The 12348-nt window shown below is 70.8% G+C and carries 8 protein-coding genes; 6 read left to right on the top strand and 2 right to left on the bottom strand.

Annotated features, from left to right (window positions below; all coding sequences use genetic code 11):
• The 4 genes from smc to FIU88_RS14625 all read left to right on the top strand — a co-directional run bounded on the left by smc (window position 1) and on the right by FIU88_RS14625 (window position 7600).
• On the top strand, window positions 1-3495 hold the full coding sequence (gene smc, locus FIU88_RS14640) for a chromosome segregation protein SMC (RefSeq protein WP_152479713.1): 3495 nt from the start codon (window positions 1-3) through the stop codon (window positions 3493-3495).
• Between the two features lie 226 nt (window positions 3496-3721).
• On the top strand, window positions 3722-5122 hold the full coding sequence (gene zipA / locus FIU88_RS14635; RefSeq protein ID WP_152479712.1) for a cell division protein ZipA: 1401 nt from the start codon (window positions 3722-3724) through the stop codon (window positions 5120-5122).
• A gap of 130 nt (window positions 5123-5252) precedes the next feature.
• Window positions 5253-7331: an NAD-dependent DNA ligase LigA gene (gene ligA / locus FIU88_RS14630; RefSeq protein ID WP_152479711.1), complete on the top strand. Its 2079-nt coding sequence runs from the start codon at window positions 5253-5255 to the stop codon at window positions 7329-7331.
• Window positions 7328-7600, top strand: coding sequence for a YheU family protein (locus FIU88_RS14625; protein ID WP_152479710.1), 273 nt, complete (start codon window positions 7328-7330; stop codon window positions 7598-7600). The genes ligA and FIU88_RS14625 overlap by 4 nt, the downstream gene beginning before the upstream one ends.
• A gap of 100 nt (window positions 7601-7700) precedes the next feature.
• On the opposite strand, the gene FIU88_RS14620 is transcribed toward FIU88_RS14625, so the two are convergent.
• A complete protein-coding gene (locus FIU88_RS14620; RefSeq protein WP_152479709.1) occupies window positions 7701-9014 on the bottom strand; it encodes a 2-hydroxycarboxylate transporter family protein in 1314 nt (437 codons plus the stop codon).
• A gap of 272 nt (window positions 9015-9286) precedes the next feature.
• Between FIU88_RS14620 and FIU88_RS14615 the strand changes: the two genes are divergently transcribed.
• Together FIU88_RS14615 and FIU88_RS14610 are read left to right on the top strand one after the other, a co-directional pair.
• Window positions 9287-10927, top strand: a complete 1641-nt coding sequence (locus tag FIU88_RS14615) for an ATP-binding protein (protein WP_152479708.1) — start codon at window positions 9287-9289, stop codon at window positions 10925-10927.
• Between the two features lie 25 nt (window positions 10928-10952).
• Window positions 10953-11672, top strand: a complete 720-nt coding sequence (locus tag FIU88_RS14610; protein WP_152479707.1) for a response regulator — start codon at window positions 10953-10955, stop codon at window positions 11670-11672.
• 4 nt (window positions 11673-11676) lie between these two features.
• Here the strand turns inward: FIU88_RS14610 and FIU88_RS14605 are convergent, their stop codons facing one another.
• The gene (locus FIU88_RS14605; protein ID WP_152479706.1) at window positions 11677-12315 is read right to left on the bottom strand and encodes a TetR/AcrR family transcriptional regulator; all 639 of its coding nucleotides are present in this window, start codon (window positions 12313-12315) and stop codon (window positions 11677-11679) included.
• Between the last annotated feature and the right edge of the window lie 33 nt (window positions 12316-12348).

Raw genomic sequence — 12348 nt, 5'->3', positions numbered from 1 at the left:
ATGCGACTGAAGTCGATACGCCTGGTGGGCTTCAAGTCGTTCGTCGACCCCATCACCGTGCCCTTCGACGGCAACATGACCGCCGTCGTCGGGCCCAATGGCTGTGGCAAGTCCAACATCATCGACGCCGTGCGCTGGGTCATGGGGGAGTCCTCCGCCAAGACCCTGCGCGGCGAGTCGATGACCGACGTCATCTTCAACGGCTCCACCGGCCGCAAGCCGGTGGGCCAGGCCTCCATCGAGCTGCTGTTCGACAACCGCGACGGCACCATGGGCGGCCCCTATGCCCAGTACGCGGAGATCTCGGTCAAGCGCCAGGTCACCCGCGAGGCCCAGTCCACCTACTTCTTCAACGGCCAGAAGTGCCGCCGACGGGACATCTCCGACCTGTTCCTCGGCACCGGCCTGGGACCGCGCTCCTACGCCATCATCGGCCAGGGCATGATCTCGCGGCTGATCGAGTCGCGCCCCGAGGAGCTGCGCGCCACCCTCGAGGAGGCCGCCGGCATCTCCAAGTACAAGGAGCGCCGCCGCGAGACCGAGAACCGCATGCGCCGCACCCAGGAGAACCTGGAGCGCCTGGAGGACATCCGCGAGGAGCTCGACAAGCAGCTCGAGCGCCTCAAGCGCCAGGCCGACGCGGCGCGCCGCTACCAGACCCTCAAGCAGGAGGAGTACCGGCTCAAGGGCGAGCTGGCGCTGCTGCGAGGCCGCGCCCTGCGCGCCAGCCAGGGCGAGGAGGAGAGCCGCGTGCGCGAGCTCGAGACCTCGGTGGAGCGCGAGGTGCTGGGCCTCAGGCAGTGCGAGACGCGCCTCGAGGAGGCCCGCGCCGAGCACGACCGCCTGGCCTCCGAGCTCGAGGGCTACCAGAACCGCTTCCACGAGACGACCACCGCGATCGCCCGGCTCGAGCAGGACCTGGAGCACACCCGCTCCCGGGACCAGCAGCTGGCCCAGGACCTGGAGGCCGCCCGCCGCGAGCTGGCCGACCTCGACCGCCTCGGCGAGGACGACGGCGAGCGCCTGATGCGCCTCGACGAGCGCCTCGAGACGCTCGGCCCCGAGCAGGAAGAGGTCGCCGAGCGTCTGGCCGAGCTGGAGGCCGCCCTCGAGGAGGCCGAGCCGCTGGCCGAGCAGGCCGACGCCGACTGGGAGGCCTTCGGCGAGACCTGGCAGGCCGATACCCGCGAGGCCGAACGCGCCCAGGACCGCCTGCGCGAGCAGGAGGCGACCCTGGAGCGCCTCGAGGGCGACGCCCGCAAGCGCCGCCAGCAGCGCGAGGAGCTGCCGGACATCGCCGGTCTCGAGGCCCAGCGCGGCGAGGTCGCCGAGCGCCTGGCCGGGCTCGAGGAGCGCCTGGCCGAGCGCGAGGCGCAGCGCGAGCAGTGGCAGGCCGAACGCGACACCGCCCGGGAGGCGGTGCGCGAGGCCGAGGCCGCCCGCGAGACCGACCGCCAGCGGCGCAGCACCCTGCAGGGCGAGCTGGCCTCGCTCGAGGCGCTGATCCAGGCCGCCCTGGCCGATCACGACGAGACCCTCGATGCGCACCTGGCGGCCCGGGGACTGGCCGAGGCGCCGCGCCTCGGCGAGCGCCTCGAGGTCGAGGGCGGCTGGGAAGACGTCGTGTCCTGGGTGCTGGCGCCCTGGCTGCGTGCCCGTCTGGCGCCGCTGTCCGAGGGCGATAGCGTGCTGTCTTCCGAGCTGGCCCCGGAGCTGGGGCTGCTGGAGGACGCCGAGCGCGAGGCCCCGGCCGGCAGCCTGGCCGCCCGGGTCAGCGGCGCCGGCGCCGCGGCCCAGTGGCTCGCCGGCGTGCGCTGCGTGGACAGCCGCGAGCAGGCCTGGGCCGAGCGCGACGGCCTGGCCGCCGGCGAGAGCCTGATCACCGCCTGCGGGCTATGGGTCGGCGACGGCTGGGCGCGCCACCGCGGCCAGGACGAGGGCCCGGATGCGCTGCTGGTCAGCCGTCGCCGCGAGGCCGAGGTGCGCGAGGAGCTCGCCGCCGTGGAGGAGCGCCTCGAGGCCCAGGAAACGCGCCTGGCCGAGGCCGGCGAGCGCGTGGAAAAGGCCGAGGAGCGCCTCGAGGCGGTGCGACTCGAGGAGCGCGACCTCGATCAGCAGCGCCAGCAGCTGGCGGTGCAGGACAGCGGCCTGGCCAGCCGGCTCGAGCATCTCCAGGGGCGGGCCGGCGAGCTCGCCGAGGAGCTCGAGGGGCTGGCTGAGTCGGCCGAGGAGACGCGGCTGGCCATCGAGGAGACCCGCGAGCACTGGCAGGCGGCCATGGAGCGCCTGGAGCGCGGCGCCGAGACCCGCGAGCGTCTGGAGCGGGCGCGTCACGAGGCCCGCGAGCGGCTGACCCAGCTGCGCAGCCAGCAGCGGCCGCTGGCCGAGCAGTCCCAGCGGCTGGCGCTGGAGCATCAGCGGCTGACCACCGAGCGCGCCGGCCTGGCCGAGCAGCAGGGCCGCGCCGGCGAGGCCCGGGAGCGCCTCGAGCTGCGCTGCGCCGAGCTCGAGGAGGCCCGCGAGGGGCTGCACGAGCCCGACGAGGAGCGCCGCGAACGCCTCGAGGAGCTGCTGCACCGCCGCGAGCGCGAGGAACGTGAGCTCAACGCGGCGCGCTCACGGGCCGCCGAGCTGGTGGAGCGCCTGCGCGAGGACGAGCAGGCGCGCCAGGGCCACGAGCGACAGCTCGAGGGCATCCGCGAGCGGCTGCAGGAGGCGCGGATGCAGGTCCAGGCGCTGGCGCTCAAGGCCGAGACCCAGGACGAGCAGCTCAAGGAACTGGGGCACGACGCCGAGGCGCTGACCGAGGGGCTCGATCCCAACGCCACCGAATCGGCCTGGCAGACCCGCCTCGAGGAGGTCGGCGAGCGTATCCGCCGGCTGGGCGCCATCAACCTGGCGGCCATCGAGGAGTACGACCAGCAGGCCGAGCGGCGCGACTATCTGGAGGCCCAGCACCGCGAGCTCAGCGAGGCGCTGGAGACCCTCGACCGGGCGATCCGGCGCATCGATCAGGAAACGCGGACCCGCTTCCGCGACACCTTCGAGCGGGTCAACACCGGTCTGCAGACGCTTTTCCCCAAGGTCTTCGGTGGCGGAACCGCATGGTTGACCCTGACCGGCGACGATTTGCTGGAGACCGGGGTAGCCATCATGGCGCGCCCCCCCGGCAAGAAGAACAGCACCATTCATCTGCTCTCCGGGGGAGAAAAGGCGCTGACCGCGTTGTCCATGGTATTCGCGATCTTCCAGCTCAATCCGGCCCCCTTTTGCATGCTCGACGAGGTCGATGCACCACTCGATGATGCGAATGTCGGGCGATATGCCAAGCTGGTGAAGGAGATGTCGGAGTCGGTGCAGTTCATCTACATCACCCACAACAAGATCGCCATGGAAGCCTCCGAACGTCTCATGGGGGTGACCATGCAGGAACCCGGAGTGTCACGCCTGGTGGCGGTCGGGGTCGATGAGGCAGCGGCCCTGGCCGAGGCATGACGGACTTGAACGCCATGGGCAAACGGGTTAACAAGGAACAAAAGCGAGATAGCACCGCATGGTGACGAAGGGATTCTTGAAGGGCGATTGCACAGGACCGATGCAAGTCCGGCCACAAAAAAGCCGGCTTGACAATCAAAATTGTTGGTCCTTTTTTGGGCAATCGCGCTATGCTGTTCACGGAAACCATCAGGCATGGCGCCTTAGCAAAAAGGCATGACGACCCATGGAACTTAGAGAGTGGCTGATCATACTGGGACTGGCACTGGTGACGCTCATCGTCATCGACGGCGTGCGTCGCCTGCAGCGCCAGCGCAGCGTGCCGCGCCTTGACCAGGCCGGACAGGATGCCCCGACGGCGGAGAACGTCGAAGACGATCCCGAGGCGGCGGCACGGGAGGCGGAACTCAACTGGGAACTGCCTAATGGAGGGGCGCGCGTCGTCAGGCCTGCGGAAGAGCAGGGCGTGAAGGCCAAGCCCAAGCTCGAACGCCAGGACCATCCCGGCCCGTCCCGCGTGCTGTCGGAATTCCGCCGCCAGCAGGGCGAGGCGTCGTCGCCCGAGCCGACGGCGGCGGTGTCCGCTTCCTCGCGCCGGCCCGAGCCGGCGGCGAGCGCCGAGCCCGAGCGCCGCGAGCCCTCCCTCGGTGACGCCGACCGGCAGGAAGCGGCCGCCGAGCCGCTGGTCGCCGACCCGGCCGACCACGACGGCTACGACGAGGAGCACTATCGCCTGGTCGACCTCGAGGGCATGGGCGATTCGCTGAAGAGCGGCTCCAAGCGGGTAGGCTCCTCGGTGCAGCGCTTCGGCGCCTCGCTGCAGAAGGGCATCTCCGAGCGGCGCGACCAGAAGAAGGCGCGCCGCGAGCAGGAGAAGGCGCGCCGTGAGCAGGAGGAGGCCGAGAAAGCCGAGAAGGCCGAGCAGGCACGCCGCGAGCAGGCCGCCCGCCAACAGCAGGAAGCCGACGAGGCGGCCCGCCGTCAGCGCGAGGCGGAGGCCGAGCGTCGCCAGGCGGCCGCGGCCGACGACAATGACCCGCTGTTCGCGCCCCGTCACGAGGCGGAGTGGTCCGAGGACGCCGCCGAACAGCCGCCCCGGGACGACGTGGTGCGCACGCACCCGGTGCTCGAGAAGGCGCTGCGTCACGACGTTCAGGACGCCCACGCCCGCGACGCCCTCGGCGACGCCGAGGAGCTGATCGTGATCAGCGTGATGGCCCGCGACGAGGACGGCTTCGCCGGCAGCACCCTGCTCGAGCTGATGATGGCCTGCGGCCTGCGCTACGGCCGTGACATGAACATCTTCCATCGCTTCGAGACCGAGGAGCCGGGCAGCGCGCTGCAGTTCTCGATGGTCAACGTGGTCAAGCCGGGCACCTTCCCCCTCGAGGCCATGGACGAGTTCTCCACGCCGGGCGTCACCCTGCTGATGCCGCTGCCGAGCGCCACCGACACCTCGGCGGCCTTCGAGGCCATGGTCGAGACCGCCATGGTCATCGTCCGCCACCTCGGCGGCGAGCTGAAGGACGAGAACATGAGCGTGATGACCGCTCAGACCGTCGAGTTTGCCCGTCAGCGGGTGCAGGAGTTCGAGCGGCGCCATCGCCTGCATCGCCAGGTCAACTGACCCTCGCCTGCCACGCGGCACCCAAACGCCCCCCGACGGTATCCCGTCGGGGGGCGTTGCTTTGGTAAGCTAGCGCCACCCGGCCTCGCGTGACGAGGCCCTCGCTATCGATCGAGAACCAGACATTCCCATGACCCAGCCCGACCCCGCGATTCAGGACGAGGCGGCGCGTCTGCGCGCCGAGCTCGAGGACGCCAACTACCGCTACTACGTGCTCGACGAGCCGCGCATGACCGACGCCGACTACGATCGTCGGCTGCGCCGCCTGCAGGAGATCGAGGCCGAGCATCCCGCGCTGGTGACGCCCGACTCGCCGACCCAGCGGGTCGGTGCCGCGCCCGCGGAAGGCTTTCCCGAGATCCAGCACGCGGTGCCGATGCTGTCGCTGGACAACGCCTTCGACGAGGACGAGCTGGCGGCCTTCGCCAAGCGCGTCGCCGATCGCCTGGAGACCGCCCCCGAGGATCTGGCCTTCTGTTGCGAGCCCAAGCTCGACGGCGCCGCCGTGTCGCTGGTCTATGAGAACGGCGAGCTTGCCGCCGGCGTGACCCGGGGCGACGGCCGCACCGGCGAGGGCATCACCTCCAACCTGCGGACCCTGAAGTCGATTCCGCTGAAGCTGCGCGGTAAGGAGTGGCCCGATCAGTTGGAGGTACGCGGCGAGGTCACGATGCGCCACGCCGAGTTCGAGGCCATGAACGAGCGGGCCCGCGCCGAGGACACCAAGGTGTTCGCCAACCCGCGCAACGCCGCCGCCGGCAGCCTGCGCCAGCTCGATCCGCGCGTCACCGCGACCCGCCCGCTGGAATTCACCGCCTATCAGCTGGTTCGCCAGGATATGGCGAGCCTCGCCAATATCGATACGCCGACCCATAGCGAGCAGATGGCGCTGCTGCGCGAGTGGGGCTTCCGGGTCAATGCCGAGCTCGAGGTCGTCCATGGTGCCAATGGCATCATCGACTACTGCCGCCGCCTCGGCGAGAAGCGCGACGGGCTGGGCTACGACATCGACGGTGCGGTGATCAAGGTCGACGACCTGCGCCTGCAGCGGGAGCTGGGCTTCGTGGCCCGGGCGCCGCGCTGGGCGATCGCCTTCAAGTTTCCCGCCCAGGAGCAGATAACGCGGCTCAACGACGTCGAGTTCCAGGTCGGCCGCACCGGCGCCATCACCCCGGTGGCGCGCCTGGAGCCGGTCTCGGTGGCCGGCGTCACGGTCTCCAACGCCACCCTGCACAATGCCGACGAGATCGAGCGCCTCGGGGTGATGATCGGCGACACCGTGGCCGTGCGCCGGGCCGGCGACGTCATCCCCCAGGTGGTGCGCGTCCAGCTCGACGAGCGCCCCGAGGACGCCCGCGAGATCGTCTTCCCCGAGCGCTGCCCGGTGTGCGACTCGCAGATCGAGCGCCTCGAGGACGAGGCCGTGGCGCGCTGCTCGGGCGGGCTCTACTGCGCCGCCCAGCGCAAGGAGGCGCTCAAGCACTTCGCCAGCCGCCGGGCGCTGGACATCGAGGGCCTCGGCGAGAAGCTGATCGACGGGCTGGTGGAGCGCGACTGGGTGAAGACGCCGGCGGACCTGTTCGCCCTCGAGGCCGAGCGCCTGGCCACGCTGCCGCGCATGGGAGAGAAATCCGCGAACAACCTGGTCGCGGCGCTGGAGAAGGCCAAGGCGACGACGCTTTCGCGCTTCATCTACGCGCTCGGTATCCGCGAGGTGGGCGAGGCCACCGCCGCCAACCTGGCGCGCCACTTCGGCACCCTCGAGGCGCTGATGGCCGCCGAGCGCGAGGCGCTGGAAGCGGTGGACGACGTCGGCCCCATCGTCGCCGCCCACGTGCACACCTTCTTCCAGCAGCCGCACAATCGCGAGACGATCCAGGCGCTGCTGGACGCCGGGCTGCACTGGGAGGAGGCCGAGGTCGAGGCCGGCCCCACGCCGCTGGAGGGCCAGACCTGGGTGCTCACCGGCACCATGGAGGCCATGACCCGCGACCAGGGCAAGGCGCGCCTGCAGGCGCTGGGGGCCAAGGTCTCCGGTAGTGTGTCGAAGAAGACCGCCTGCCTGGTGGCCGGCGAGGCCGCCGGCAGCAAGCTGACCAAGGCCGAGCAGCTCGGCGTCGAGGTAATCGACGAGGCGACCTTCATCGAGCGCCTCGCGAGCTGGGAAAGCGGCCAGACGCCACAGGACACGCAGGAGAACGACGCATGAGCGGAGACCGTTTCATCGAAGTGCCCTATCGCATGCTGCCGGGGGAGACCCTGGACGGCCTGCTGGAGGCCTTCGTCACGCGCCAGGGCTACGACACCACCGACACCGGCGAGGGCATGAGCGGCTGGGTCGGCGAGCTGCGCCGCCAGCTGGAGCGCGGCGAGCTGATCATCGCCCATGACCTGCGCACCGAGACCACCGAGGTGATGACCCTGGCCCAGTGGCGGGCCTTCGGGCGGGATCTGGCCGACGATGAGGAAGAGGGCTAGGCCGGATAAACGCTGCCCGCGCTCGTCGACTTTGCGAACATTGCCTCGAAACGCAAACGGCGCCCCGAGGGGCGCCGTTTGCGTCGGTGGCAGGCTCGCCTCAGGCGAACAGCAGCGGCACGACCACACTGGAAATCAGCAGGATCAGCGCGCCGCCCAGCCGCGAGGAGATCTGCGCGAAGGGCATCAGCGACATGCGGCGCGCCGCGGACAGCACCGCCACGTCACCGGTGCCGCCCATGTTGGCCATGCACAGGCCGGCGGTGATGGCCGACTCGATGGGGTAGAAGCCCACCAGCTTGCCGACCAGGCCGGCGCCGAAGGCCGCCCCGGCGACCACGGCGAACACGATCAGCACGTAGGTCACGGAGATGGCGTCGATCACCTGGCCGAGGTCGGTGTAGGCGATGCCGATGCCGAACAGCAGGGCGAAGGTCCAGTTGCGGGCGACGAACTGGAACCACTGGGCGGCCGATTCGTTGACCGATGCCGGCAGCACGTCGAGCACCTTGAGGGTCGCGACCAGCACGATCATCAGCGCGTAGGGGTGCAGCGGGATGACGGTGCCGAGGATCTGGCCGGCGGTGAACAGCATCAGGGCGGCGACGATGCCCACGCCCAGCTTGCCGAGGTCCAGAGTGTGCTCGGGCTCCTCGACGTCGACGCCGGGCATCATCTGGCCGTTGCCGGTCAGCCCCGGGAAGCGCTTGCCCAGGCCGTTGAGCAGGCCGGCGATGATGATCGCGAAGACGTTGCCCAGCGCCAGGGCCGGCACCAGGATCGAGATATAGTAGCTGGCCGGCTGGCCCAGCAGCTGCTCGTAGATCTGGCTCATCGGCACCGCGCCGGCGCCCATGCCGCCGCCGAGGATCGGCATGGCGATGACGACCACCGCGTCCTGGGCGGAGAAGCCGAGCAGCGCGCCCATGGCCACGGCGAACAGCGAGGCGCCGAGCACCGCGCAGCACAGCGGCAGCGCATAGCGCGAGCCGACCTTGATCAGCACCTTGGAGTCCATGCCGAGGATGCTGCCGGTGATCAGCGCGGCGATGTAGAAGTTGAGGAAGCCGCCGCCCTTCATGAAGGCGGTGACGTTGTCGACCACCGGGGCGGGCAGCCACTCCAGATAGACCATCGCGGCCGCGCCGAAGATCGCCAGGATGGCGCCGCCGCCGAGGTAGGTCTTGACGACCGGCAGGCGGTCGCCGATGAAGCCCATCAGCTCGCCGAGCAGCATCATCACCAGCAGGGCGCCGATCATGCCGGTGGGCAGGCTGTCGGTGGCGATCGCCGCCGCCATCACCGCCAGGGCGAGGGCGAAGAACGGCAGCGGCATGCCGAAGATGCGCTGGGCGAGCCAGGCGCTGGGCGACGCGGACGGTGTCGCGACGGTGTCCGTCAGAGATTGACTCATGGGAGCTCTCCTTGGGGAACGGCCTCGCGCGAGCCGCGCGGGACAGCGTTGTTCGAATCTCGCCCGGGCGGCTCGGCCGCCAGGACGCAGGGCTGGCGACGAGCATAGGCGCGCCATCTCTGGCGCCAAGCTTGCGCAAGTTGTTAAAGCGTTCTGAAACTATTGAAAACGACGGCCTTCTTGACGGCACACCGGCGCCGTGTAGGGAATGCCACCAAGGTCGAATCCCGGCCAACCATTCCCTTCGCCCGATGTCTCTGGAGCCCCCCGCCATGCCTCGTCTTCGTCTGCGCCTGAATACCTGGATCTCGCTGCTGGTCGCGGTGATGGTGGTGCTCTCGCTGGGGCTCGCCTTGTGGCTGTTCACCGTCCAGCTGCGCGATACCCTGGAGGAGGCCCAGGCCACTCGGGTCACCGATCTGGCGCGGACGCTCGCCGCCGATCCGGAGGTGCAGGCGGCACTCCACGAACGCCTCGGGGCGCCCGTCGACGATGGCGCCCTGCAGGCGCGCATCGACGGCCTGAGGCGCGAGCTCGGCGTCGATTTCATCGTGGTGATGGATGCCGGCGCGATCCGCCTGACCCATCCGGACCCCGCGCGCATCGGCCGGCACTTCCAGGGCGGCGACGAGGGGCGGGCGCTGGCCGGTGAGGCCTATCACTCCCGGGCCTTGGGCACCCTGGGCACCAGCATCCGCGGCTTCGCCCCGGTGACGGCCGGCGACGGCGAGGTGGTCGGTGCGGTCTCGGTGGGCGTGACCCTGACCTCGCTGGCGCCGCTGCTGGCCGACAACCGACGCGGCGTTATCCTCGGCGTGCTGGCGCTGATGATCATCGGCGGGCTGGCGGCGCGCTGGCTGTCACGCACCATCAAGCGCGTGCTGCTCGGCCTCGAACCGCACCAGATCGCGCGGCTGGTCGAGGAGCGCCAGGCGATGCTGGCGTCGGTGCACGAGGGCATCCTGGCGGTGGACCGCCAGGCGCGCATCACCCTGGTCAATCCGGCCGCCCGGCGGCTGCTGGCCGAGGCCGGGCTGGGCGAGCCGGCGCCGGGGGCGCCGGTGGTCGACTACCTGCCGCACAGCGGCCTGCCCGAGGTGCTGGATGGCGGCGAGCACGAGGGGCAGGCGCTCGACCGTGAGCTCGATCTCAACCTCAACGGCCAGGTGGTGCTCGCCAATCGCCTGCCGATCCGCCATCGCGGACGGACGATCGGCGCCATCGCCACCTTCCGCGACAAGAGCGAGGTCAACGCCCTGGCCGAGCAGCTCACCGGGGTCAGCCGCTACGCCGAGGCGCTGCGCGCCGCCACTCACGAGTTCAAGAACCAGCGTCACGTGATGCTGGGCTTGGCGCAGATGGGCGATCTCGATAGTCTGCGCGGCTACCTGGACGAACTGGCCGATCATCGCCTGGCGCCGGGCATGGCCGTGGTGGAAGACGTGGCCGATCCGGTGATGGCCGGCTTCCTGCTCGGCAAGCGCAGCGAGGCCCGGGAGCGGGGGGTGGCACTCGAGGTGCGTCTCGAGACGCCGATGCCCGAGCTCGGCGGGGCGACGCTGGCCCACACCCTGGTCACGGTGCTCGGCAACCTGCTGGAGAACGCCTTCGATGCGGTCGAGGGGCGCGACGAGCGGCGAGTGACGCTGACCGTCGAGGCGGACGAGGCGCTGGTCGCCCTGCACGTCCAGGACACCGGCGGCGGCATCGACCCGGACATCCGCGAGCGGGTGTTCGAGGCCGGCGTGTCCACCAAGGGCGAGCGGCGCGGCCTGGGGCTCGCCGCGGTGCGTGAGCGGGTCGAGGCCGCCGGCGGCCGCCTGGCGGTCTACAGCGAGGCGGGGCGTGGCACCCTGTTCGAGGTCGAACTGCCCCTCGGGCAGCAACACGAGAGCGATGCGGAAAGCGAATGATGGGCAAGAGTGGCGAGGGAGAGACATGATGCGCGTGCTGATCGTCGAGGATGACCCCATGGTCATGCGCCTCAACGTCGAGTACCTCAACCGGCTGGACGACACGCGGCTTGTCGCCCAGTGCGAGAGCGTGCCGGCGGCGCTGGAGGTGCTCGAGCGCGAAGACGTGGACCTGGTGCTGCTCGACGTCTACCTACGCAACCGTAGCGGCCTGGAGGTGGCCCGCTACCTGCAGCGCAGCGGCCGCGACGCGGGGGTGGTGCTGATCACCGCCGCCTCGGAGCTCGACACGGTGCGCGAGGCGTGGCGGCTGGGCGTCAGCGACTACCTGGTCAAGCCGTTCGCCTTCGAGCGCTTCCGCGACGCCGTGCTGGCCTGTCGCCAGGCCCGCGATGCGCTGGCCGAGCTGCCCGGCGAGGTGGAACAGCGCGACATCGACAAGCTGTTCCAGCCCGGGACGCCGGCCACGCCGCGCCGCCCGGGCGACCTGCCCAAGGGCCTGACCGTGCCGACCCTGGCCCGGGTGGCCGCGGCGATCCTGGCCCTGGACGAGGAAGCCTTCAGCACCGAGGCGCTGCTGCCCGCCACCGCCATGTCGCGGGTCTCGGTGCGCAAGTACCTGAAGTACCTGGCCGAGGTCGAGCTGCTCGACGAGTCCTTCCACTACGGCCAGGTGGGTCGCCCGTCCTTCACCTACCGCTGCCTCGACCGGGGCGCGCTGCAGGCGCTGGCCGTCTCGGCCTGACGGTTCAGGCCGAGGTCCCGGTCAGGAAGACCTCCACGCAGCGGCGCGCGCGGGCCTCGCGCTGCGATGCGTCGAGCGCCATCGGACGCCCGAGCAGGGCGTCGAAGTGCCACTCGCCGAGCAGCATGCCCATGAACAGGCCGGCCGCCTCGCGCGGGTCCTCGAGGGTCAGCCGGCCGCGCGCGACCTGATCGGCCAGGTAGTCGGCCAGCGCCGCGCGGGTGCGGTCGGGGCCGCGGGTCAGGAACAGCTCGCCGAGCTCGGGCACCCGCTCGGCCTCGAAGGCCAGCCCCCGCACCAGGCGGATCACGCCTGGCTGCAGCACCAGCGACAGCATGCGCCGGCCGAGCTCGAACAGCACCTCCTCCGGGGCCTGACGGTCGCGCTGCCCGGCCTCCAGCACCTCCCAGGCGGTGGCGATGTGGCGCTCCATGGCCGCGGTGAACAGCCCCTCCTTATTGCCGAACTGCTTGTACAGCGTGGCCAGCGAGCCGCCGGCCCGCGCGACCACCTCGTTGACGCTGGCCGCGGCATAGCCCTGCTCGAGGAAGACGTCGCGGGCGGCGTCGAGCAGCCGTTCGCGACGGGCCACGCCGCGTGGCGTGAGGGAGGTATCGGCGTTGTCGGGTGCGTGGCGAGACATCGTGACTCCGGAACGAGTGGGGGAGACGGGCGC

Origin of the sequence: Halomonas sp. THAF12 (assembly GCF_009363675.1) — a bacterium.
In the GTDB taxonomy this organism is placed as follows: Bacteria; Pseudomonadota; Gammaproteobacteria; order Pseudomonadales; family Halomonadaceae; genus Halomonas; species Halomonas smyrnensis.
The sequence above is the reverse complement of the archived record's forward strand: the minus strand, read 5'-3'. Positions and strand labels throughout refer to the sequence as shown.

Bases quoted from the DNA above. Each gene is read 5' to 3' on its own strand.
- smc (WP_152479713.1), top strand. From the start codon at position 1: ATGCGACTGAAGTCGATACGCCTGGTGGGCTTCAAGTCGTTCGTCGAC.
- zipA (WP_152479712.1), top strand. From the start codon at position 3,722: ATGGAACTTAGAGAGTGGCTGATCATACTGGGACTGGCACTGGTGACG.
- ligA (WP_152479711.1), top strand. From the start codon at position 5,253: ATGACCCAGCCCGACCCCGCGATTCAGGACGAGGCGGCGCGTCTGCGC.
- FIU88_RS14625 (WP_152479710.1), top strand. From the start codon at position 7,328: ATGAGCGGAGACCGTTTCATCGAAGTGCCCTATCGCATGCTGCCGGGG.
- FIU88_RS14620 (WP_152479709.1), bottom strand. From the start codon at position 9,014: ATGAGTCAATCTCTGACGGACACCGTCGCGACACCGTCCGCGTCGCCC.
- FIU88_RS14615 (WP_152479708.1), top strand. From the start codon at position 9,287: ATGCCTCGTCTTCGTCTGCGCCTGAATACCTGGATCTCGCTGCTGGTC.
- FIU88_RS14610 (WP_152479707.1), top strand. From the start codon at position 10,953: ATGATGCGCGTGCTGATCGTCGAGGATGACCCCATGGTCATGCGCCTC.
- FIU88_RS14605 (WP_152479706.1), bottom strand. From the start codon at position 12,315: ATGTCTCGCCACGCACCCGACAACGCCGATACCTCCCTCACGCCACGC.